At 73.4% G+C, this 22,221-nt stretch carries 19 protein-coding genes; 15 read left to right on the top strand and 4 right to left on the bottom strand.

Going from position 1 to position 22,221, the window contains the following annotated elements; all coding sequences use genetic code 11:
* The first annotated feature begins 61 nt into the window (after positions 1-61).
* From Q0817_RS15340 to Q0817_RS15275, 14 genes are all read left to right on the top strand, one after another.
* The gene (locus Q0817_RS15340) at positions 62-1,195 is read left to right on the top strand and encodes a tRNA (adenine-N1)-methyltransferase (RefSeq protein WP_298590082.1); all 1,134 of its coding nucleotides are present in this window, start codon (positions 62-64) and stop codon (positions 1,193-1,195) included.
* Positions 1,196-1,254: 59 nt separating this feature from the next.
* Complete coding sequence (gene arc / locus Q0817_RS15335) at positions 1,255-2,964, top strand: proteasome ATPase (RefSeq protein ID WP_298590205.1); 1,710 nt, start codon at positions 1,255-1,257, stop codon at positions 2,962-2,964.
* Positions 2,961-4,598: a depupylase/deamidase Dop gene (gene dop / locus Q0817_RS15330; RefSeq protein ID WP_298590079.1), complete on the top strand. Its 1,638-nt coding sequence runs from the start codon at positions 2,961-2,963 to the stop codon at positions 4,596-4,598. Before arc ends, dop begins: the two co-directional genes overlap by 4 nt.
* A 34-nt stretch (positions 4,599-4,632) precedes the next feature.
* Entirely contained in the window at positions 4,633-4,836 is a 204-nt protein-coding gene (locus Q0817_RS15325; protein WP_298590076.1) for a ubiquitin-like protein Pup, read from the top strand.
* 5 nt (positions 4,837-4,841) lie between these two features.
* Positions 4,842-6,287 carry a Pup--protein ligase gene (gene pafA / locus Q0817_RS15320; RefSeq protein ID WP_298590072.1) on the top strand — a complete coding sequence of 482 codons (1,446 nt, stop codon included), beginning with the start codon at positions 4,842-4,844 and terminating at the stop codon, positions 6,285-6,287.
* Between the two features lie 124 nt (positions 6,288-6,411).
* Positions 6,412-7,371 (top strand): FKBP-type peptidyl-prolyl cis-trans isomerase, encoded by a 960-nt coding sequence (locus Q0817_RS15315; protein WP_298590069.1) that lies wholly within the window; start codon positions 6,412-6,414, stop codon positions 7,369-7,371.
* A gap of 89 nt (positions 7,372-7,460) precedes the next feature.
* Positions 7,461-7,856, top strand: a complete 396-nt coding sequence (locus tag Q0817_RS15310; protein WP_017833513.1) for an FKBP-type peptidyl-prolyl cis-trans isomerase — start codon at positions 7,461-7,463, stop codon at positions 7,854-7,856.
* 11 nt (positions 7,857-7,867) lie between these two features.
* The gene (locus Q0817_RS15305; protein WP_298590059.1) at positions 7,868-9,943 is read left to right on the top strand and encodes a WYL domain-containing protein; all 2,076 of its coding nucleotides are present in this window, start codon (positions 7,868-7,870) and stop codon (positions 9,941-9,943) included.
* A gap of 22 nt (positions 9,944-9,965) precedes the next feature.
* Positions 9,966-10,334 (top strand): hypothetical protein, encoded by a 369-nt coding sequence (locus Q0817_RS15300; protein WP_298590056.1) that lies wholly within the window; start codon positions 9,966-9,968, stop codon positions 10,332-10,334.
* Positions 10,327-10,623 carry a Sec-independent protein translocase subunit TatA gene (tatA, locus tag Q0817_RS15295; protein WP_298590054.1) on the top strand — a complete coding sequence of 99 codons (297 nt, stop codon included), beginning with the start codon at positions 10,327-10,329 and terminating at the stop codon, positions 10,621-10,623. The genes Q0817_RS15300 and tatA overlap by 8 nt, the downstream gene beginning before the upstream one ends.
* Positions 10,624-10,761: 138 nt before the next feature.
* Positions 10,762-11,655: a twin-arginine translocase subunit TatC gene (tatC, locus tag Q0817_RS15290; protein WP_298590051.1), complete on the top strand. Its 894-nt coding sequence runs from the start codon at positions 10,762-10,764 to the stop codon at positions 11,653-11,655.
* 71 nt (positions 11,656-11,726) lie between these two features.
* Positions 11,727-14,564 carry an RNA helicase gene (locus Q0817_RS15285; protein WP_298590048.1) on the top strand — a complete coding sequence of 946 codons (2,838 nt, stop codon included), beginning with the start codon at positions 11,727-11,729 and terminating at the stop codon, positions 14,562-14,564.
* Between the two features lie 65 nt (positions 14,565-14,629).
* Positions 14,630-16,318 (top strand): amidohydrolase, encoded by a 1,689-nt coding sequence (locus tag Q0817_RS15280; RefSeq protein WP_298590045.1) that lies wholly within the window; start codon positions 14,630-14,632, stop codon positions 16,316-16,318.
* A gap of 199 nt (positions 16,319-16,517) precedes the next feature.
* Complete coding sequence (locus tag Q0817_RS15275; RefSeq protein ID WP_298590042.1) at positions 16,518-17,255, top strand: polyprenol monophosphomannose synthase; 738 nt, start codon at positions 16,518-16,520, stop codon at positions 17,253-17,255.
* Positions 17,256-17,338: 83 nt separating this feature from the next.
* Here the strand turns inward: Q0817_RS15275 and Q0817_RS15270 are convergent, their stop codons facing one another.
* The 3 genes from Q0817_RS15270 to Q0817_RS15260 all read right to left on the bottom strand — a co-directional run bounded on the left by Q0817_RS15270 (position 17,339) and on the right by Q0817_RS15260 (position 19,597).
* A complete protein-coding gene (locus Q0817_RS15270; RefSeq protein WP_058874915.1) occupies positions 17,339-17,674 on the bottom strand; it encodes an RNA polymerase-binding protein RbpA in 336 nt (111 codons plus the stop codon).
* Positions 17,675-17,895: 221 nt separating this feature from the next.
* Complete coding sequence (locus Q0817_RS15265) at positions 17,896-19,020, bottom strand: SPFH domain-containing protein (protein ID WP_298590035.1); 1,125 nt, start codon at positions 19,018-19,020, stop codon at positions 17,896-17,898.
* An 85-nt stretch (positions 19,021-19,105) separates the two neighbouring features.
* Positions 19,106-19,597, bottom strand: coding sequence for an NfeD family protein (locus Q0817_RS15260; RefSeq protein ID WP_298590033.1), 492 nt, complete (start codon positions 19,595-19,597; stop codon positions 19,106-19,108).
* Between the two features lie 271 nt (positions 19,598-19,868).
* On the opposite strand from Q0817_RS15260, the gene Q0817_RS15255 reads away from it, so the two are divergent.
* The gene (locus Q0817_RS15255; protein WP_298590030.1) at positions 19,869-20,243 is read left to right on the top strand and encodes a hypothetical protein; all 375 of its coding nucleotides are present in this window, start codon (positions 19,869-19,871) and stop codon (positions 20,241-20,243) included.
* 10 nt (positions 20,244-20,253) lie between these two features.
* Here the strand turns inward: Q0817_RS15255 and Q0817_RS15250 are convergent, their stop codons facing one another.
* Complete coding sequence (locus Q0817_RS15250) at positions 20,254-21,699, bottom strand: alanine racemase (protein ID WP_298590027.1); 1,446 nt, start codon at positions 21,697-21,699, stop codon at positions 20,254-20,256.
* Between the last annotated feature and the right edge of the window lie 522 nt (positions 21,700-22,221).

Genomic DNA, 22,221 nt, shown 5'->3' with positions numbered 1-22,221 from the left:
ATCCGCCGGCTCCCGCACGACCCGACCAGACCACGCCCCGCCCCGCCCCGAGAGTGAGCCGATGACCGGAACCGCTGACCAGACCGCCGACCCCTCGCCCGCGTCCCCGCGGGGCGCCGCCAACCGGCGCGGGCCCTTCCGGGCCGGGGAGCGCGTGCAGCTGACCGACGAGCGCGGGCGGATGAACACGGTCACGCTCGCGGAGGACGGCGCGTTCCACTCCCACCGCGGGGTGCTCAGCCACGGCGAGCTCATCGGCCGCCCGGAGGGCACCGTGGTCGAGAACTCCGCGGGCTTCCGGTACCAGGCCCTGCGCCCGCTGCTCAAGGACTTCGTGCTGTCCATGCCGCGCGGCGCCGCGGTGGTCTACCCCAAGGACGCCGGCCAGATCATCACGATGGCCGACATCTTCCCGGGCGCCCGGGTGGTCGAGGCCGGTGTCGGCTCCGGCGCGCTGTCCATCTCCCTGCTGCGCGCGGTGGGCGACGAGGGCCGGCTGCACTCCTTCGAGCGGCGGGCGGAGTTCGCCGACATCGCCCGGGGCAACGTGGAGACCATGTTCGGCGGCCCGCACCCCGCGTGGCAGATCAGCATCGGGGACCTCGCCGAGGAGCTCGGCGAGCACGAGGCGCCCGGCTCCGTGGACCGGGTGGTCCTCGACATGCTCGCCCCGTGGGAGTGCCTCGACGCCGTGGCCACGGCCCTGACCCCCGGCGGGGTGGTCATGTGCTACGTCGCGACCGTCACCCAGCTCTCCCGCACCGCCGAGGCGATGCGCGCCGACGGCCGCTTCACCGAGCCCGACGCCTCCGAGACCATGGTCCGCGGCTGGCACGTCGAGGGCCTGGCCGTGCGTCCGGACCACCGCATGGTCGCCCACACCGGCTTCCTGCTCTCCGCCCGCCGGCTCGCCGACGGCTCCGAGCGGCTGGCGCCCAAGCGGCGGGCCTCCAAGTCCGAGTACAGCGAGGAGGACCTGCAGGCCTGGACCCCCGTGGCCCTGGGCGAGCGGGACGTCACCGACAAGAAGCTGCGCCGCGCCGGCCGCGAGGCCCTCGGCCTGGCCGAGCGCGCCGCCCGCGCGACCGCGCCGGCCGACGCCCCCGGCACGACGCCTCCGCCGGCGTCCGCCCCGGCACCCGGAGCGGCTCCTGAGCCGGAGGCCTTCGAGCACCCCGACGAGGAGCGCCCGTGAACGAGACGTCCCCGCAGCAGACCACCGGACCGGCGGACGCCGAGCAGACCCGCCGTGCCCTGGTCAACGCCCAGCGGCAGGTCAACATCCTGCGCGACCAGAAGCGAGCCCTCGACAAGCAGCTCGCCGCCGCCGGCACCCAGAACCAGAAGCTCGTCCGGCTCCTCGACGCGACCCGCACCGAGATCGCCCAGCTCAAGCGCGCCCTCGAGAACGACCTGGTCCCGCCCCTGAGCCAGGGCACCGTGCTGCAGGTCAACCCCGGGCGCACCCCGGTCGGCGAGCAGACGGGCATCGGTCCCGCCGTCACCGACCGCACCCTCGACGTCCTCGTGGCCGGGCGCCGCATGCGCGTGGCCCTCAGCCCGCTCGTGAGCTTCGCCGCCTGCGAACCGGGCCGCCAGGTCCTCCTCGACCAGAACTACACCGTCGGCGCCGTCCTCGACTACGAGCAGACCGGCGAGATCGCCACCGTCAAGGAGATCGTCGACCACGACCGCGTCCTCACCGTGGGACGCTCCGACGAGGAGCGCGTCCTGCTGCTCTCCGGGCTCCTGCGCCGGAGCCGCCCGGAGATCGGCGACGCCGTGTCCATCGACCACCGCACCGGCTTCGCCCTCGAGCCCATCGAGCGCTCCGACGTCGAGCAGCTCGTCCTCGAGGAGGTCCCCGCCGTCTCCTACGACGACATCGGCGGCCTCGGCCCCCAGATCGAGCAGATCCGCGACGCCGTGGAACTGCCCTTCGTCCACCCCGAGCTCTACCGCGAGCACGGGCTGACCCCGCCCAAGGGCATCCTCCTCTACGGGCCCCCCGGCAACGGCAAGACCCTCATCGCCAAGGCCGTCGCCCGCTCCCTCGCCGAGCGCGCCGCCGACCGCGCCGGGCGCGAGAAGGCCCTGGGCTACTTCCTGAACATCAAGGGCCCCGAGCTGCTGGACAAGTACGTGGGGGAGACCGAGCGGCAGATCCGCTCCATCTTCCTGCGCGCCCGCGAGCAGGCCGCCCGCGGCATCCCCGTGGTCGTGTTCTTCGACGAGATGGACTCCCTGTTCCGCACCCGCGGCTCCGGGCTGTCCTCGGACGTGGAGACCACCATCGTCCCGCAGCTGCTCACCGAGATCGACGGCGTGGAGCGCCTCGACAACGTCATCGTCATCGGCGCCACCAACCGCGAGGACATGATCGACCCCGCGGTCCTGCGACCGGGCCGGCTCGACGTCAAGATCCGCATCGACCGCCCGGACGCCGAGGGCGCCGCCGAGATCCTCCGGCTCTACGTCACCGAGGACCTGCCCCTGCGCCAGGACGAGGTCGACGCCGCCGGCTCCCGCACCGGGGCCGTCACCGCCCTCGTCGACGCCGCCGTGGCCCGGATGTACCAGAAGAGCCCCGGCACGCAGTTCCTGCACCTGAGCTACCGGGACGGCACCGAGGAGACCCTCTACTTCAGCGACTTCACCTCCGGGGCGGTCATCCGCAACGTGGTGGACCGGGCCAAGAAGCAGGCCATCAAGGACCTGCTCACCACCGGGATCCGCGGCCTGGGCCGCGAGCACCTGGTCCGCGCCGTGGACGAGGAGTTCCACGAGCAGCAGGACCTGCCCAACACCTCCAACCCGGAGGACTGGGCCCGCATCTCCGGGCGCCGCGGCGACACGATCACGGACCTGCGCGTGGTCCTGCACCGCGACCCGCACCCGGCCGGACCCGGCGCGCGCCACGTCCCCGCACGCGCCGGCGCGGCTCCCGGGGCGGGGCCCGCATGAGCGTCCGCCGCGTCATGGGCGCGGAGACCGAGTACGGCGTGCTCGCCACCGGCAACGCCCACGCCAACGCCACCGTGCTCTCCACCCAGGTGGTCACCACCTACGCCGCCCTCGTGCGGCGCCGGCTCGGCGCGTCCCGCGCCACCGCCGGCTGGGACTACCACGGCGAGACCCCCCTCCAGGACGCCCGCGGCTTCGCCGTCCCCCGCGAGCAGGCCGACCCCTCCCAGCTCACCGACGTCGCCCCGGTGCTCACCGCCGAGGAGGTCGCCGCCGAGGCCCTCCGGGAGACCGGCCCCCACGCGGAGTCCATGGACTGGCGCCAGGTCGTGATGAACACCGTCCTGCCCAACGGCGCCCGCCTCTACGTGGACCACTCCCACCCCGAGTACTCCTCCCCGGAGGTCACCACCCCCCGCGACGCCGTCCTCTGGGACGCCGCCGGGGACCGGGTCGCCCTCGACGCGGTCCGCGCGATCGCCGCCAGCGCCCCGGCCACCGGCCTCGACGTCGTGAACCTCTACAAGAACAACACCGACAACAAGTCCGTCTCCTACGGCGCCCACGAGAACTACCTCGTGCCCCGCTCCGTGCCCTTCGACGCCCTCGCCGCGGGCCTGCTGCCCTTCTTCGCCTCCCGCCAGGTCGTGTGCGGCGCCGGGCGCGTCGGCCTCGGCGACCGCGGCCAGCGCCCCGGCTTCCAGATCAGCCAGCGCGCCGACTTCTTCGAGCGCGAGGTCGGCCTCGAGACCACGGTCCACCGGCCCATCGTCAACACCCGCGACGAGCCCCACGCCGAGCGCACCCGCCACCGGCGCCTGCACGTCATCATCGGCGACGCCAACCTCTCCCACACCTCGAACCTGCTCAAGTTCGGCACCACCTCCCTGGTCCTGGGCCTGATCGAGGCCGGGACCGCCCCCGACCTCGCGCTCGTCGACCCCGTGGCCGCGCTGCAGGCGATCAGCCACGACCCCGGGCTGACCACCACCGTGCCGCTCCGGGACGGCCGGGAGCTCACGGGCGTCCAGCTGCAGCGGCTCTACCTCGAGGCCGCCCGGGCGCACGAGCAGACCACCGGGGGCCCGGACCCGGAGACCCGCGAGGTGCTCGAGCTCTGGGCGGAGGTCCTCGACGCCCTCGAGACCGACCCCCTGTCGCTGGCGGACCGCCTGGACTGGGTCGCCAAGCACGCCCTGCTGCTGGGCTACCGCGAGCGCGACGGCCTCGCCTGGGCGGACCCGCGCCTGACGCTGATCGACCTGCAGTACGCGGACGTGCGCCCGGAGAAGGGGCTCTACCACCGGCTGGTCGCGGCCGGGCGGATGCGCACCCTGTTCGGCGCGGAGGACCTCGAGCGCGCGGTGGGACAGCCGCCCGCCGACACCCGGGCGTGGCTGCGGGGCCGGCTGGTCACCCGTTTTCCCGACGACGTCCTCACGGCCAACTGGGACTCGGTCTCGCTCACCCTGCCCGGTGTCCGCCGCGGCGCGCGGATCGCGATGCCCGAGCCGCTCGAGCTGACCCGCGAGGACGTCGACCCCCTGCTGTCCGCGGCACCGGACGCCGAGCACCTCGTCCGCGCCCTCGCCGCCGCCCGACCCGCCCTCGTGCACACCGGCTCCCTCGGCTGAGCACCCCGACCACCGAACCCAGGAGGACCCCGTCATGGCCCAGGAACGCATCTTCGGCACCGGCGCCCAGCGCCGCGAGGAGACCGAGCTCCCCGAGCCCGGCGCGCCCGCGCCCACCGCCGCCCAGTCCCAGACCAGCGCGACCAGCGCCGACGACCTGCTCGCCGAGATCGACGGCGTGCTCGAGTCCAACGCCGAGGAGTTCGTGAAGGGCTTCGTCCAGAAGGGCGGCCAGTAGCCCCCATGGACCGCAGGATCTACGGGGTCGAGACCGAGTTCGGCCTCACCCACAGCGCCCCGGGCGCCCGTCCGATCAGCCCGGAGGAGGCCGCGCGCACCCTCTTCCGGCCCGTCGTGGCCTGGGGCCGGTCCTCGAACGTGTTCCTGCCCAACGGCGGACGCCTCTACCTGGACGTCGGCTCCCACCCCGAGTACGCCACCGCGGAGTGCGCCACGCTCGAGGACCTCGTCGCCCAGGACAAGGCCGGCGAACTGATCGTCGACGACCTCCGGCGGCAGGCCCAGGAGGCCCTGGGGGAGCAGGGGGTGGCCGGGCAGCTGTACCTGTTCAAGAACAACGTGGACTCGCGCGGCAACTCCTACGGCTCCCACGAGAACTACCTCATCGCCCGGCGCACCGAGTTCGCCCGGCTCGTGCAGATCCTCATCCCGTTCCTCGTCACCCGGCAGCTGCTCGTCGGCGCCGGCAAGGTGCACCCCGCCGGGCCCGAGGACTTCGGCGCCGTGCGGGTGGGGGACGCCGCCGGGGCGCCCAGCTACTCCTTCTCCCAGCGCGCCGACCACATCTGGGAGGGCTCCTCCTCCGCCACGACGCGCTCCCGGCCGCTCATCAACACCCGGGACGAGCCGCACGCCGACGCCGAGCACTACCGCCGGCTGCACGTCATCGTGGGCGACTCCACGATGTCCCAGACCACCACCGCGCTGCGGATCGGGACCACCGACCTCGTGCTGCGGATGATCGAGGCCGGGCAGATCCTGCCCGACCGCACCATGGTGGACCCGGTGCGGTCCCTCCGGGAGGTCTCCCACGACCTCACCGGCACCCGCCCGGTGCCGCTCGCCGACGGCACCCGCCGCTCCGCCCTGGACCTGCAGCGCGAGCACCTGGAGGCCGTGCGCCGGTTCGTGGACCGCGAGGGCGCCCACCACGACCGGGTCCCGTGGGTGCTGGACCTGTGGGAGCGGACCCTGGACGCCGTGGCCCGCCAGGACGCCTCCGCGATCGACACCGAGATCGACTGGGCGATCAAGAAGAAGCTCCTCGACGGCTACGCCGCCCGCGACGGACTGGACCTCTCGGCGCCGAGGATGGCGCAGCTGGACCTCGCGTACCACGACACCGCCCCGGAGCGGGGGCTGTTCAACCTCCTGCAGCGCCGGGGGCGGGCGGCGACCTTCGTCCCGGACCAGCGGGTCCAGGAGGCCGCCCGGACCCCGCCCGCCACACGGGCCGCCGTGCGCGGCCGGTTCATCGACGCGGTCGTCGCCTCCGGGCACAACTACACCGTCGACTGGGTGCACCTGAAGGTCAACGACCGCAGCCAGCGCACGGTGCTGTGCAAGGACCCGTTCGCCGTGGAGAACGCGGAGGCCGACGCCCTGGTGGCCTCCCTCGGCGGGCGCGACGCCACCGGCCGGGCCCACGGGGACGCCCCCGTGGTCTGAACCGCGCCGGGCACGCCGCCCGTCCAGTCAACGCCCAGCGCCCTGCACTAGGCTGGCCGCCGTCCCGCCCCGTGCCGTCCGACCCCACCGCCCCCACCCGGCCCGACCCCTGAGGAAGCAACCCGTGCGAAAGACCCTGACCACCTCCGGCGCCGCCCTGTCCCTGGCCCTCGTCCTCGCGGGCTGCTCCGGGCCCGGCGTCGACTCCGTGGAGCTCAGCAACGAACCGGACCCGGGCACGGCCCCGTCGATCACCTTCGAGACCCCCCTCAACGCCGAGGAGGCCGGCGCGAAGGAGCTGCGCGAGGGTGAGGGGGAGGAGATCGCCGAGGGCGACACGATCCTGCTGCAGGCGGCGCTCTTCAAGGGCTCCGACGGCACCTCGATCGGCGAGACCTACTCCCGCGGCGCCGGACAGGTGCTCCAGCTCGAGCAGGAGCTCAAGGACCAGATCCCGGAGATGTACGACGCGCTGGTGGGTGCCAAGGAGGGCGCGATCATCGCGTACTCCTCCCCGGAGACCGCCGGGGCCGCCGGCGACGAGTCGACCTCCGTGGAGGTCTACGAGGTCGTCCGGAAGATCCCCACCGAGATCGAGGGCGACATGCAGGACAGCCCCCGGGGCCTGCCCGAGGTCACCGAGAACGACGAGGGCGTGCCGGCCGTGGCCGAGCCGGAGGGCAGGGCCCCGAAGAAGCTCGTCTCCGAGTACCTCGTCGAGGGCGACGGCGAGGAGGTCGCCGAGGGCGACACCGTCATCGCGCACTACGTGGGCGTGAAGTGGTCCGACGGCGAGACCTTCGACTCCTCCTACGAGAACGGCGCCCCAGCGTCCTTCCCCCTCGACAACGTCATCGAGGGCTGGCAGGAGGGCCTCGAGGGCAAGAAGGAGGGCTCCCGCGTGATCCTGTCCGTGCCCGTCGGCCAGGCCTACGGCACGGAGAAGGAGCTGGGCGAGGACTCCGACTACCCGGCCGGGAGCCTGCTCTTCGTCGTCGACATCCTGGCGGCCGTGGACACCCCCGAGGCGCCGGTCGAGACCGAGCCCTCCGCCTCGCCGTCCCCCTCCGCGACCGGGGAGTAGCCCCCGGTCGGCTAAGGTGACCCGGTGGGGCCTCGCGCCCCGCCGTTCCCGACGACCACCCGTCGACGACCCGACGAACAGGAGCACCCATGTCCTTCGGAGAGCGCAAGCTCGACCGCAGCAAGCCCGAGATCGACTTCCCCGAGGGGGAGGCCCCGACCGAGCTCGTCAGCACGGACCTTGTGGAGGGCACCGGCGCCGAGGCGACTCCCGGCAAGCAGATCTCCTGCCACTACGTGGGCGTGACGTTCTCCGCCGGCGAGGAGTTCGACGCGTCCTGGAACCGCGGCCAGCCCCTCGACTTCACGGTGGGCATCGGCCAGGTCATCGAGGGCTGGGACAAGGGCCTGCTCGGCATGAAGGTCGGAGGCCGCCGCCGCCTGGAGATCCCCGCGGACCAGGCCTACGGCTCCCGGGGAGCCGGCGGGGTCATCGGCCCCGACGAGGCCCTGATCTTCGTGGTGGACCTCCTGGACGTGCGCTGAGGACCCACCGGATGGCAGCCCGATCGACGGAGCGGCTTCTCAACCTGCTCATCGCCCTGGTCTCCCGCGAACGCGGGTACACCCGCGCCGAGCTCCGGGAGGCCGTTCCGTCGTACGCGGAGTCCGCGTCCGACGAGGCGTTCGAGCGCATGTTCGAGCGCGACAAGGCGGAGCTGCGCGACCTCGGCTACCCCATCGAGGAGGTCTCCGAGGACCCCCTGTTCCCCGACGACACGCACGGCCACCGCTACCGGATCCCGCGGGGCTCCTTCACCCTCCCGCCGCTGCAGTTCACGGCGGAGGAGTCCGCGGTGCTCGCCCTGGCGGCCAACGCCTGGACGGACGCCTCCCTCGGCGAGCTCGCCCACCGAGCCCTGCGCAAGCTCGAGCCCGCCATCGGGGGCCTGCCCGAGGACGACGCCCCGCCCCTGCTGCAGCCGACCCTCACGGCCCACGAACCGTCCTTCGAGCCGCTGCTCTCCGCCGTGGTGCGCCACCGCGAGGTGCGCTTCGACTACCTCGCCCGCAGCACCGACCAGCTCACCACCCGGCGGCTGAGGCCCTGGGGGATCGGCTCCCGCTACGGCAACTGGTACGTGGTCGGCTGGGACCTCGACCGCAAGGACTCCCGCACCTTCCGGCTGTCGCGGATCATGTCCGACGTCACGGTCACCCGCAAGGAGTTCGCCCCGCCCGAGGGCTTCTCCATGAACGAGGCGCTCTCCCACATGGTCTCGCACGCCCCGGCGCGCGCCGTGGAGGTGCTCGCCCGGCCCGGCCACGCGCACATGCTGCGCCGCATGGCCTCCCGGCAGGAGCCGGGCACCACCGCCGGGGACGGTGTCGACCACTGGGACCGGCTGCACATCCCCTTCGCGGAGACCGAGATCCTCGCCGAGGAGATCGCCGCGGCCGGCCCCGGCGTCGTCGTGCCCCGGGACGGGGACGGCACCGCGCCCACGATGCAGGCCGAGGTGCGCGCCGCCGTGGTGCGCCGGCTGCACAGCGCCGAGTCGGCCGTGGCCCGGTTCCGCGGCGTGCAGGTCGACTGGAGCCTGAAGTCCCGCAAGGGCACGCGCAACAAGCTCTCCACCGCCGACCACCTCTCGCGGCTGCTCGAGATCGTCCGCTGGGTCTACGCCCACCAGGGCGCGGAGCTCGAGGAGACCGCCCGCCGGTTCGGGATCACCGACCAGGAGCTGATCGCGGACCTCAACACCCTGTTCGTGTGCGGCAAGCCCGGGCACATGCCGGACCAGCTGATCGACGCGTCCTGGGACGACGGCCACGTCTACCTCTCCAACGCGGACGAGCTCTCCGACCCCGTGCGCCTCACGCAGCCCGAGGCCTCCGCGCTGCTCGTGGGGCTGCAGACGCTGCGCACCGTGCCCGGCGGGGACTCCGAGGCCGTGGCCTCGACGATCGCGAAGGTCGCCGGCGCGGCGGGGGACGCCGGGGTGCTCGCCAACGCGGTGGGCGCCCGGCCCATCACGGACACCCCCGCGCCCGCCCTCGCCGACGTCATGGCCGCGGTCCGCCACGCCGTGGAGCAGCGCCGCCGGATCCGGATCCGCTACGTGGTCCCGTCCCGGGACGAGCTCACGGAGCGCGTCGTCGACCCGGTCCAGGTGTTCTCCTCCAACACCCACTGGTACGTGCGCGCCTGGTGCCTCGACGCCGAGGGGATGCGCAACTTCCGGCTGGACCGGATCTCCGCCGTCGAGGACGCCGGACCGGCCGGGGAGCGCCCCGCCGCTCAGGAGGCCGCCGCCGCGTCCCGGCCGGCCCCCGGCACCCCGGACACCGTGGAGGTCGTGCTCGTCACCGACCGGCGCAGCCGGTGGATCGCCGACCAGTACCACGCGACCCGCACCGCCGTGGTGCGGGTGCCCGGCGGGGCCCGCACCGGGCCGGCCGCCGACCACGAGGCCGCGCTCATCGGGTTCCAGACGGTCGAGGCCGTGTGCGCGCTCGTCACCCGCTACGGCGGCCAGCTCGCCGTGGCCGGGCCCGACGACGTCGTGGCCCAGGTGGAACTCTGGGTGAACTCTGCGCTCCGCGCCTACGGGACGTCCGAGCCGGCCTGATCCGCCCGCCTATACTGAGGGCATGCTCTGGTGGTCCTGGGTCCTGCTGTGGACGGTCCTCGTCCTGCTCGGTGCGGCATTCCTCGGACTGATGCTGTGGCGGCTGGTCCGGATCTTCCTCGTCCTCCTCCGGGACACCGAAACGGTGGCCGGGGAGTTCGCCCAGCGGTGGGACGACGCGGCCGCCGGGGTGCAGCGTCCCGTCCGGGCCGCCCCGGACCCGGCCCTGTTCACGCCGGTGGGGCAAGCCGTGGCCGACTACCGGGTCGGCCGTGACCAACGAGAAACCGCCCGTCTGAGACGCCGCATCGAGCGCAAGGACCGCATGGGCCAGCCGCAGCGGATCAGCGACATCCGCCGGGCTGAACGGAAAGGAATGTTCAATGGGTAGGCTCTTCGACAGCCCCTTCATGATCCTGATCATCCTGCTGGTGATCCTGCTGCTGTTCGGCGCGCCCAAGCTCCCGGGCATGGCCCGCAGCCTCGGCCAGTCGCTGCGCATCTTCAAGTCCGAGGTCAAGGAGATGAAGAAGGACGACCAGCCGGACGGCTCGGACGTGGTCATCGACGGCAAGCCCGTGGAGCGCGGCCAGGACGTGACCCCGGAACAGGCCCCCGGCGCCTCCGCCGCGGACGCCCCGCGCGACCCCGAGCAGCGCCCCGGCCGCCCTCCGGCCTGACCCCGCCCCCTTTCCCCGGCTTCCTCCTCCGGCCCGGTCCACCGCGCCGCCACCGAGCGGCCCGCGACCCCGGCCGGGGGAACGGACCGCCCGAGCGGCCCCGGCGCACCGTGCGGCCCCGACGTCCCGAAGGTCCCCATGTCCTCGCAGTCCCCCCGCGGCCCCCAGAAGCGCCGGACGGCGCGCAAGGCCAATCCGCAGGCGCAGATGGCGCTGGCCGAGCACCTGCGGGAGCTGCGCAACCGGCTGATCAAGTCCGCCGTGGCCACCGTGGTCGGCATGGTCGGCGGCTTCTTCCTGTACATCCCCTTCATGGCGTACATCACGGAGCCCCTGCAGCGGCTGGCCTCCGCGGAGGGCAGCGAGGCCTCCATCAACTACTCCGCGGTGGGCTCGTCCTTCAACATCATGGTGGAGGTCTCCCTGGTGCTCGGCCTGGTCCTGGCCAGCCCCGTGTGGCTCTACCAGCTCTGGGCGTTCGTCACGCCGGCCCTGCACCGGACCGAGCGCCGCTACGCGGTCGGCTTCCTCGCCGCGGCCGTCCCGCTCTTCCTGGGCGGGATCGCGGTCGCCGTGCTGACCCTGCCCACGGCCGTCTACGCCCTCACCGCGTTCACCCCGGCGGGCGGGACCAACTTCATCTCCGCGGACGTGTACCTGCGGTTCTTCCTGCAGCTGATCCTGACCTTCGGCGTCGCCTTCGTGCTGCCGGTGTTCCTGGTGGGCCTGAACATGCTCGGCGTGCTCTCCGGGCGCACGGTGCTCAAGAGCTGGCGGATCGTCGTGGTCCTCGTGATGGTCGTCTCCGCGATGGCCGCCCCGGGGCCCGACCCGATGACGATGTTCTACCTCGCCGTGCCGCTGCTCACGCTCTTCTTCGTGGCGGTCGGGCTGTGCCTGCTCCTCGACCGCCGGCGGGCCCGGAAGGAGGAGCGGCTCGCGGCGGGCACGGGCGCCGCGGCCGACGTCGCGACCCCCGCCGACGAGCTCGGGCGGCTGGGCCACGAGCCCGGGGACGGATCCCGCGCCTGATCCGCCCGGCCCGGACGGATCCGGGTCCCGGCGGGCCCGTCCGGGTCGGGGCCGAGCAGTAGGGTGGACACATGTCCTCCTACGCCGACCGATACCTGGCCGCCAAGCAGCGGGCCGCCCACGCGAGGACCGAGCTCTCCGTGTTCCAGCACCGGCTCGAGTTCGAGATGGACGACTTCCAGGTGACCGCCTGCGGGGCCCTCGAGGAGGGCCGGGGGGTGCTCGTGGCCGCCCCGACGGGCGCCGGCAAGACCGTGGTGGGGGAGTTCGCCGTCCACCTGGCCCTGTCCCGCGGGCAGAAGGCCTTCTACACGACGCCCATCAAGGCGCTCAGCAACCAGAAGTTCCACGAGTTCTCCCGGGCCTTCGGCGCCGAGCGGGTCGGCCTGCTCACCGGCGACACCTCCGTGAACTCCGAGGCGGACGTCGTGGTGATGACCACCGAGGTCCTGCGGAACATGCTCTACGCGGACTCTCCGACCCTGCTGAACCTGGGTTTCGTGATCATGGACGAGGTCCACTACCTCGCCGACCGGTTCCGGGGCGCCGTCTGGGAGGAGGTCATCATCCACCTGCCGGACAGCGTCCAGCTCGTCTCCCTGTCCGCGACCGTCTCGAACGCCGAGGAGTTCGGGGCCTGGCTGGACACCGTGCGCGGCGACACGGACGTGGTGGTCTCCGAGCACCGGCCCGTCCCGCTGTGGCAGCACGTCCAGGTGGGCGGGCGACTGCTGGACCTGTTCGTGGACGACACCACGGTCGAGGAGGCCGCCGAGCGGCTCGGGGGCCCCGGCCAGGACGAGCCCGAGGTCAACCCCGAGCTGCTCCAGCTGGCCCGCGCCGAGCACCCGCGCGGCGGCCGCCGGGGCGGCCGCGGTCCCGGCGGCCGGTCCCGCGACCGGTTCTCGCGCCGCAACGGCGGCGAGGGGTTCCGGCCGAGCCCCGAGACGCGGCGGGTGTCCCGCCCGCAGCTGATCCGCCGCCTCGACGCCGAGGGGCTGCTGCCCGTCATCACCTTCATCTTCTCCCGCGCCGGGTGCGACGCCGCCGTGCAGCAGTGCGTCACGGCGGACATCCGGCTGACCTCCGAGAAGGAGCAGCAGACCATCCGCGCCCGGGTGGCCGAGACCGCCGCCTCGCTCGAGGCCGCGGACCTCAACGTCCTCGGCTTCTACGAGTGGCGCGACGGCCTGCTGCGCGGCGTGGCCGCCCACCACGCGGGCATGCTGCCCGCGTTCAAGGAGCTCGTGGAGCAGCTGTTCGCCGACGGGCTCGTCAAGTCGGTCTTCGCCACGGAGACCCTGGCGCTGGGCATCAACATGCCGGCCCGCTCCGTGGTGCTCGAGAAGCTCGACAAGTTCAACGGCGAGTCCCGGGTGGACATCACGCCGGGGGAGTACACCCAGCTCACCGGTCGCGCCGGGCGCCGGGGGATCGACGTCGAGGGCCACGCGGTGGTGCTGTGGCAGCCCGGGATGGACCCGCACGCCGTCGCCGGCCTCGCCTCGAAGCGCACCTACCCCCTGAACTCGAGCTTCCGGCCCACGTACAACATGTCCGTGAACCTGGTGGCCCAGTTCGGTGCCCTCCGCTCCCGCAAGATCCTCGAGTCCTCCTTCGCCCAGTTCCAGGCCGACCGCTCCGTGGTGGGCCTGGCCCGCCGGGTCCGCTCCCAGGAGGAGTCCCTCAAGGGCTACGAGGAGGCCATGACCTGCCACCTCGGGGACTTCTCCGAGTACGCCGCCCTGCGCCGGGAGCTCAAGGACCTCGAGCGCGCCGAGGAGAAGGCGGGCTCGCGGCGGCGCCGCTCGGACGCCGTCGCGTCGCTGCACGACCTGCTGCCCGGGGACGTCGTGGAGATCCCGCGCGGGCGCAACGCCGGCTACGCCGTGATCCTGTCCACCGACCCCAACCGGGACGACCCCCGCCCCTCGATCCTCACCCTGGACCACCAGCTGCGCCGGGTGGGGGCCCAGGACCTGGACGGGCCCCTCGAGCCGGTCTCGCGGATCCGGATCCCCAAGCACTTCACCGGCAGGACCCCCAAGGAGCGGCGCGACCTCGCCTCGTCCGTGCGCAACGCCCTGCACGAGCACCGGCCCCCGCGCGGCGGCGGCCGGGGGCACACCATCCAGTTCGACCGCGGCACGTCCGCGGCCGAGCGGCGCATCACGGAGGTGCGCAGGGCCCTGCGCGGCCACCCCTGCCACGGCTGCTCGGACCGCGAGAGCCACGCCCGCTGGGCCGAGCGCTGGTGGACCCTGCGCCGGGACACCGACGGGCTGCTGCGCCAGATCGAGAGCCGCACCAACACGATCGCCAAGACCTTCGACCGCGTCTCCCAGGTGCTGGGCTCCTTCGGCTACCTCGAGACCCTCCCGGACGGGGAGGTCCGGCCGACCCACGCCGGCGAGCAGCTGCGGCGGATCTACGGGGACCGGGACCTGCTCCTGGCCCTGAGCCTGCGCGACGGGTTCCTCGAGGACCTCGACCCCGCCGCCACCGCGGGTCTCGTGACCCTGCTCGCCTACCAGGCCAAGCGCGAGGAGCAGGGGATCCAGCCCGTCCTGCCGTCCGCCGCCATGGACCGGGCCGCCCAGACCGTGGTGCGCAACTGGTCCCGGCTCACCGACCGCGAGCTGGAGCACCACCTGCCGGCCACCGCGGAGCCGGAGTTCGGGCTCGTGGAGCCGATGTACCTCTGGGCACGCGGCGCCACCCTGAGCACGGCGCTGTCCGGGACGGAGCTCGCCGCCGGCGACTTCGTGCGCTGGGCCAAGCAGGTGATCGACATGCTCGACCAGCTCGCGAAGATCGACCTCCTCGACGCCGGCACGCGCACCCAGTGCCAGCGCGCGATCGCGCTGGTGCGCCGCGGCGTCGTGGCCCACTCCGCGTTCGAGGACTGAGCGGCGCCACCTCCCGCGTCCCGCCCCCGCCTTCCGCCCGCACGACCGCCCCGAACAGGAGACCCGTGAGCACCACCGTCCCCGCCCGTCCCGTCCTCTACCGCAACGGCTCCGTCTACAGCCCCGCCGACCCGTTCGCCACGGCCCTGCTGGTCGACGGCGCCCGCGTCGCCTGGGTCGGCTCCGAGGAGGCCGCGCAGTCGCTGCAGGACTCCTCCATGGACGTGGTCGACCTCGACGGACGGCTGCTGGCCCCGGGGTTCGTGGACTCCCACGTGCACGTGACGGAGACCGCGCTGGCGCTGTCCACCCTCGACCTCACGGCGGCCGGCTCCCTGCACGAGGTGCTCGAGGCCGTGGCCGGTGCCGCCCGCACGGGGGCGGGCACGGTCCTCGGCTCCGGTTGGGACGAGTCCGTGTGGCCGGAGCGCCGGGCGCCGACGGCGGAGGAGCTCGACCGGGCCGCCGGGGGACGCGAGGTCTACCTGACGAGGATCGATGTCCACTCCGGGGTCGTGTCCTCGTCCCTGGCCCGGCGGCTGGGCCTCGCCGGTGCCGAGGGCTGGCTCGGCGACGGCCGGGTGGAGAACCGGGCCCACGACCGCGTGCGCGCCGCGGCCCTCGGCTTCGACGCCGGACGCCGCGCCGAGCTGCACCGGCTGGCCCTGCGGCACGCCGCGTCCCAGGGCTACGTGGCCCTGGCCGAGGCCAACGCCGAGCAGGTCGCCCCGTTCGAGGACCTCGTCCGGCTGACGGCCCTCGCCAACCACGGGGTCGGCGCCGAGGGCCCGACACCCCGCGTGCTGCCCTACCGGGGCGAGCTCGCGGCCACGGTCCAGGAGGCGAGGTCGGTCGCGGAGCGTTTCGACACCGCCCTGGCCGATCTGCTCGGGCGAGCCGTGGACCGGCGGGAGTCGCTCGTGGGGCTCGCCGGGGACCTGTGCGTCGACGGCGCCCTGGGCTCCCGGACCGCGGCCCTGCGCGCTCCCTACGCCGACGCACCGGGTGATCGGGGGGACCGCTACCTCGACGCCGAGGCCGTGGCCGCCCACCTCGCCGCGACCACGGAGGCCGGCCTGCAGGGCGGTTTCCACGTCATCGGGGACGCCGGGATGGACATCGTCCTCGACGGTCTCGACCGCGCGGTGGAGCTCGTGGGGGAGCGGGCGCTGCACAGCGCGGGCCACCGCCTGGAGCACGCCGAGATGATCGACCCCGAGGGCATCGAGCGGCTCGCCCGCCACGCCGTGACCGTCTCCGTGCAACCGGGCTTCGACGCCGCCTGGGGCGGACCGGGCGGGCTCTACGAGCAGCGTCTCGGCGCCGACCGGGCGGCGGCGATGAACCCGATGGCCTCGTTCTACCGTGCCGGGGTGCCCGTGGCCCTGGGCAGCGACGCCCCCGTGGTGCCGCTGTCCCCGTGGGAGACCGTCCGGGCCTGCCTCCGGCACCACGACCCCGACCAGCGGATCTCCGCGCGGGCCGCGTTCCTCGCCTCCACCCGGGGCGCGTGGCGGGCCGCCCGGCACCCCGACCCCATGCAGGGCCAGCTCGCGCCCGGCACCCCGGCCACGTTCGCCGTCTGGGACGTCGAGGCGCTCATGGTGCAGCAGGCCGAGGGGACCGGCTCCGCCTGGAGCACCGACCCGCGCGCCCGCACGCCTCTGCTGCCCGCGCTGGACGGCACGTCCCTGCCCGTGTGCCGCCAGACCGTGCTCGACGGCGTGGAGCTGTACCGCTCCGACGGGTTCTGAGCCCTTCGACGTCGCGCCGCGGGCACGCCGGCAGGATCTTGGTCGAGGGCACGGGGCAGGATAAGCTGGGCAACTGCTGCCGGGTGGGCTCGCTCGTCCTTAGAAAACAGGCCGGCATCCCCTCAGGGCCGGTCTGGTCCGAAGGCGAGGGAGCCTGCCCCGTGGTGTGGCAGGTGAGACCTCGAAAGGAACGACACCGGTGCGCGTACTGACCGTCATCCCCACCTACAACGAACACGAGTCGCTGCCGACCGTGATGGACCGGCTCCGCCAGGCCGTCCCGGACGGGCACGTGCTGGTGGTGGACGACAACAGCCCGGACGGGACCGGTCGTCTGGCCGACGAGATGGCGGCCGCGGACGACAACATCCACGTCCTGCACCGCACGAGCAAGGAGGGTCTCGGGGCCGCGTACATCGCCGGCTTCCGCTGGGGCCTGGCCCGGGACTACGACGTCCTGGTCGAGATGGACGCCGACTGCTCCCACCAGCCCGAGCAGCTCCCGCTGCTGCTGGACGCCGTGGAGCGCGGCGCCGACCTCGCCATCGGCTCCCGCTACGTGCCCGGCGGGCGCACCGTGAACTGGCCCCTGCAGCGCCAGCTGCTCTCCCGCGGCGGCAACCTCTACGCCCGCACCCTCCTGGGCTCCCGGATCCACGACATCACCGCAGGCTACCGCGCCTTCCGCCGCGAGACCCTTGAGCGGATCGGCCTCGAGACCGTCGACTCCAAGGGCTACTGCTTCCAGATCGACCTCGGCTGGCGCACCGAGCGGGCCGGCCTGAACGTCGTCGAGGTGCCCATCACCTTCGTGGAGCGCGCCGAGGGGGAGTCCAAGATGAGCCCGGACGTGACCCGGGAGGCCGTCGTGCGCGTCGCCCAGTGGGGGCTCTCCGCCCGCGCGAAGACCCTGGCGGGCAAGCTCACCCGGCGCTGAGCTCCCGGTCCGCGCACCGGCCGGACGTGCGGAGGGCCCCACCCGTTGCGGGTGGGGCCCTCCGTGCGCTGCGGGCGCGGGGTTCAGAGCGCGTGCTTCTCCCGGTAGAACTCGACGCGCTGGGCGAGGATCTCCTCCAGCTCGTCCACGCTGCGCCGCTCCAGGAGCATGTCCCAGTGCGTGCGCTGGTGCTTCTCGTTGGGGTTCTCCGGCTTCTCGCCGTTGACGATGATCGCTTCCTTGCCGGTCTTCGACACCCACACCGGCGGGATCTCGGCCTCCGCCGCGAACGTGACCGTGACCTTCTCACCGTCCGCGGTGCGGTACTCGACGCGCTGGCGCGGGGCCGGCTCGACACCGGCCTCCGTCTCCATGGACTGGGAGCCCAGACGCATTCCCCTGAGACTGCGGTCGCTCATTGTGGTGGTTCCTCCATAACTGACGGTGGCCACGGCAGTGGCACACGCTCGGGCTGACGGCGGGTCCTGGACCCGGGATCCGTTGGGTGCAACGTGCGGGCCCCCGGGGATGTTCCCAGGGAGGCCCCCGGGCTCGTCCGGGACGTGCTCGCGGGTCTCCCGCCGACCCCGTGCCGGACCGAAAGGTCAGCGGGGCGCCGGCCCGGCGGGGGACAGCGGGCTCAGCGGGATCCCGGCCCGTCCTCCGGGGGCATGGGGTCGTCGAGGCGCACGGGGGCCTCCGGGTCGATGCTCGAGGGACGGGGGATGGTGAACTCGTCCGGGTCGACCATGGTGCGCTCCAGGTTGGGCTGCAGGTCCTCCTCCGTCACCCGGACGGCGTCGGGCTTCACGAGGGGCTCGTCCGCGGGCTCCGGCCCGGGCTCCGGCTCGTCGGCGTCCGACCAGGTCCGGTCGGGGCCCCGGCCGTCCTCGTCCGGCCGGGAGAGGAAGTCGCCCACGCCCCGCAGGGCGTCCCCGAGCTCGGCCGGGATCATCCACACCTTGTTGGCGCTGCCCTCGGCGACCTTGGGCAGGGTCTGGATGTACTGGTAGGCCAGCAGCTTCTGCGTCGGCCGGGCCCGGTGGATCGAGTCGAAGACCTTCCGGATGGCCTGGGCCTCGCCGTCCGCGCGCAGGATCGCGGCCTTCGCCTCGCCCTCCGCGGACAGGATGGCTGCCTGCCGCTGGCCCTCGGCCATGAGGATCCGCGACTGCTTGTCGCCCTCGGCCGTGAGGATCACCGCGCGCCGCTCCCGCTCGGCGCGCATCTGCTTCTCCATCGAGTCCTGGATGGACGGCGGGGGAGTGATCTCCTTGATGTCCACCCGCGACACCCGGATGCCCCAGCGTCCCGTGGTGGAGTCCAGCACCCCGCGCAGCTCGGCGTTGATCTTGTCGCGTGAGGTCAGCGCCTCCTCGAGGTTCAGCCCGCCCACGACGTTGCGCAGCGTCGCCGACGTCAGCTGGTCGGCGGCCTGGATGTAGTCGACGATCTCGTAGGTCGCGGCCCGCGGGTCCATGACCTGGAAGTAGACGACGGTGTCGATGCCGACCACGAGGTTGTCCTCCGTGATCACGGACTGTGCCGGGAAGGACTGGACCTGCTCGCGCAGGTCGATCAGGGGCAGCAGCCGGTCCACGAACGGGATGAGGAAGTGCAGCCCCGGCGTGAGGGTGCTCTGGTACTTGCCGAGGCGCTCGACGATGCCGGCCCGCGCCTGCGGGATGATCCGCACCGATCTCACCAGGATGATGAAGACCAGGACGACCAGGACGGCGAGCAGGACGATGACGGCTAGGTCCACGGGTGCCTCTCTCAATAAAGTCTCGATGGGGTCTCGATGGGTCGTCCCGGACGCCGGCGACGTCGGAGCGGGTGCGGTCGGTGGGTCAGAAGGACGGGCGCGGTGCCGGCCCGCCGTCCGCGGCCGGTGCGGGGTAGGGGGCCACGAGGACGGTGGCGCCCTCGATGTCGTGGACGAAGACGTCCGTCCCGGGGGGCAGCTGCTCGCCGGTGACCGAGCGGGCGCTCCAGGTGTCGCCCTCCAGCCGCACGAGCCCGCTGCGACCGGTCACCGGGTCCAGCACCTGGCAGGGCAGCCCGATGAGGCGGGCGGCGTTGGACACGGTCCCGGGCGTGGACCGGTTGATGCGGCGCAGGGCGACCGGCCTGACCACGAAGATGAGCAGCACCGAGGCCAGGGCGAACGTGACCACCTGGAGCACGACGTTGTCCGTCACCCAGCTCACCGCGAACGCCAGCAGCGCGGCGGCGGACATCATCAGGAAGAGGAAGTCCAGGGTGAGCATCTCGATGGCGGCCAGCGCGATCACGGCGATCAGCCACATGACCCACGCGTTCTCGACGAGCCACTCCCACATGATCGTCCCCGGCCTCTCGTCCGCCTCCGCGAGGGCATCCTCGCCGTTCCACCATTGTGCCCCACGGCCCCGACACGACCCCGGACCGGCGTGGCGGCAGGGCGCCGGCGGGCGCCCCCGGAATAGGCGCTGTCGCGGCGGCGTTGGGATCTCTACGGTGGTGCCACCGGAGTCCTCGGGGTCCGGACGGCGCCGTCGAACGTCCATCCGTCCCGGTGCCCAGCGCCGGGCCGACACCCGCCGCACCCCGGCCCGCGGGAGGAGGAGATCCATGAAACTCATCACCTCGGTGGCGGTCTCCGCCGCCGGCGCCTGGCTCGCGGGCACGGCGACGGCCGTGGTCGGCCTCTCCGCGCTGCAGTCGCGGCTGCCCGCCATGCTGACGCGGGGCGTGCCCGCCGAGCCCGACTTCGAGCGTGCCTTCGTCCTGCTCGGCACGGGGCGCTGCGCGCCCGACGACGAGCGGGCGGAGAGGCTGCGCACCCGGCTCGAGGCCCTCCACGGCCGGCCGGTGGTCTACGTGGACCTCACCGTCCGGCCGGACGCCTCCGAGCGCCAGGCCGCCCGCACCGGCGAGCTGGCGCGGAACTTCCACGCCGACCTCGTGCTGGACCACGACGCCGGGCCCGCGGCCGGACGGCCCTGACCGGCGCCGGTCACCCGCCGGTGGTCGTCACCGGCAGCGGCGCCGTGGCGTCGAGCATGTGGAAGGCCTCCGCGCTGAAGTCGATGGCGACCTCGTCACCGGCGGCCGCGTCCGGGACCTCGGACAGGTCCAGGGTCAGGACCGTGCCGTGGTCCAGCAGCACCGGGACCTCCTTGCCCCCGACCGTGTACGTCAGCTCGTTCTCCCGGGACGGGATGTGGTTGATCAGGCCCACCTTCTTCGGGGACGTGGTGGGCTCGGTGCACCCGTAGTCGATGCACCAGCCCTCCGGGAGCGTCTTGACCTGGGCCAGCTCCGTGGTCCAGGAGTAGAGGCGCTCCTCCGGCGGGCTGCTGGCGAAGAACATCCCGCCGACCCGCAGCAGGTCGTAGTACAGGGCATCGATGTCGTTGGCGAGCACGTCGCTGGCTCCGGCGTGGATGAGGGCGTCCTTCCCGAGACCGGCGTCCCGGATCGCGGCCACCGCGCCGTCGAAGCGGTTCTTCTGGGCCACCGTGGTGTTGGCCGTGTCGTTGCGCTCGATGGCGGCCTCGTCGTCCTCGGTGATGGTGGAGAAGTGCGTGGCGATGCCCGCGAGCTCCAGGTGCGGGGCGTCCTCGACGGCCCGGGCCAGGGGGAGCGCCTCCTCGGGCACCACGCCCTCGCGTCCCATGCCGGTGTCGACCCACAGGTGGACCTTCAGCGACCCGCCCGTGGTCGACAGCACCTGCTCCGCCGCCTCGACCCAGGCGGGGTCGGTGGCGGCGACCTCGACGTCGTAGTGCATCAGCAGCGGGATGTCCTCGACCTGGGCGACGTAGAGCACGGCGATCTTCGCCTCGACGCCGGCCTCGCGCAGGGCGATCGCGTCGTCGAGCTTCGGCACGAAGACGTAGTCGACGTCGGCCGCGTCCTCGATGACCTTCCCGAACACGTCCACGGGCTCGCCGTTCTTGAGCACGGCGCCCAGCTGGACGTTCGACGGGAAGTCCGCCCGGATCGCCTCGGCGTTGCGCCGCACGGTCTCCGTGTCCACCGTCAGCAGGGGGATGTCCTGCGTGCCCTGCGTCGTGTAGGTGTAGGCGGTCTTCTCCTCGACGTCGCTCCCGCCGCCGGCGAAGGAGACCTCGACCGTGCCCGGGGTCCCACGGGCCGGAGCCACGCAGGCGTGACGTGCCGAGCGCTCGTCGAACTCGCACTCGACCTCCTCCTCGCCGAAGCGGACGGTGACCGGCCCGTCGGTGTCCCCGCCGGTGTCCGCCAGCACCAAGTTCCCGCCCTGCAGCCCGCCGTGCGAGGGGGAGAGGGCGACCGAACCGGAAGCGGTCGCCGGGGGCGCGTCCGAGCCGTCGTCCTGCGCGCAGCCCGCGAGGGCCAGCACCGACAGTGCCAGCACGGACGTCACCAGCCGGCGCCCCCGGCCGTCCGGCGCGATCACACAGTTCTGTCGTCCCACGGAGGTCCTTCCCTCGAGCATGTGTTTGCCGACGCGAATCCATGCCGACCACGGCGAGCGTACCGGCGTGCGTCGGCCCGGGCCCGGTCGCCAGGGGGATCTCCCCACAAGTGGCCACAAGACGGGCGTCCGACGGCGCAACATTCCGAGGACGAGGTCCGGGTCCGGGTCCGGGTCCGACGATCGACGCCCGGACCGGGGTGGCCGCGAGACTGCCGGCGCCGCTTCGAGGCGGATCGGCCCGCTGCGGCCCGGAGCAGATCGTCCCGACCTCGCCGGCGCCGGACGCGACGACGCGGTCGACCGGCCGGGCCCGCCGGCGGGCCAGAACCGTTCACGACGGTGTCCGGGCGCCGCGCGGAGAGCACCGCGACACGCATCGTCGTGGTGACCGGGACGGCGACGCCGGAACGAGGCACGACACGTCCTGCCGCCCCCTTCCGGAAACCGGTAGGCACGGATGTTGATGAGGCGGGAGTTGGCGACGTCGTCAGCGTTCTCGGGGCTTCTGGCGTGCGGCGA

Origin of the sequence: uncultured Kocuria sp. (assembly GCF_947500125.1) — a bacterium.
In the GTDB taxonomy this organism is placed as follows: Bacteria; Actinomycetota; Actinomycetes; order Actinomycetales; family Micrococcaceae; genus Kocuria.
The sequence above is the reverse complement of the archived record's forward strand: the minus strand, read 5'-3'. Positions and strand labels throughout refer to the sequence as shown.

Coding starts and splice junctions, on each gene's coding strand:
- Q0817_RS15340 (WP_298590082.1), top strand. CDS start 62: ATGACCGGAACCGCTGACCAGACCGCCGACCCCTCGCCCGCGTCCCCG.
- dop (WP_298590079.1), top strand. CDS start 2,961: ATGAGCGTCCGCCGCGTCATGGGCGCGGAGACCGAGTACGGCGTGCTC.
- Q0817_RS15325 (WP_298590076.1), top strand. CDS start 4,633: ATGGCCCAGGAACGCATCTTCGGCACCGGCGCCCAGCGCCGCGAGGAG.
- pafA (WP_298590072.1), top strand. CDS start 4,842: ATGGACCGCAGGATCTACGGGGTCGAGACCGAGTTCGGCCTCACCCAC.
- Q0817_RS15310 (WP_017833513.1), top strand. CDS start 7,461: ATGTCCTTCGGAGAGCGCAAGCTCGACCGCAGCAAGCCCGAGATCGAC.
- Q0817_RS15305 (WP_298590059.1), top strand. CDS start 7,868: ATGGCAGCCCGATCGACGGAGCGGCTTCTCAACCTGCTCATCGCCCTG.
- Q0817_RS15300 (WP_298590056.1), top strand. CDS start 9,966: ATGCTCTGGTGGTCCTGGGTCCTGCTGTGGACGGTCCTCGTCCTGCTC.
- tatA (WP_298590054.1), top strand. CDS start 10,327: ATGGGTAGGCTCTTCGACAGCCCCTTCATGATCCTGATCATCCTGCTG.
- tatC (WP_298590051.1), top strand. CDS start 10,762: ATGTCCTCGCAGTCCCCCCGCGGCCCCCAGAAGCGCCGGACGGCGCGC.
- Q0817_RS15285 (WP_298590048.1), top strand. CDS start 11,727: ATGTCCTCCTACGCCGACCGATACCTGGCCGCCAAGCAGCGGGCCGCC.
- Q0817_RS15270 (WP_058874915.1), bottom strand. CDS start 17,674: ATGAGCGACCGCAGTCTCAGGGGAATGCGTCTGGGCTCCCAGTCCATG.
- Q0817_RS15260 (WP_298590033.1), bottom strand. CDS start 19,597: ATGTGGGAGTGGCTCGTCGAGAACGCGTGGGTCATGTGGCTGATCGCC.
- Q0817_RS15255 (WP_298590030.1), top strand. CDS start 19,869: ATGAAACTCATCACCTCGGTGGCGGTCTCCGCCGCCGGCGCCTGGCTC.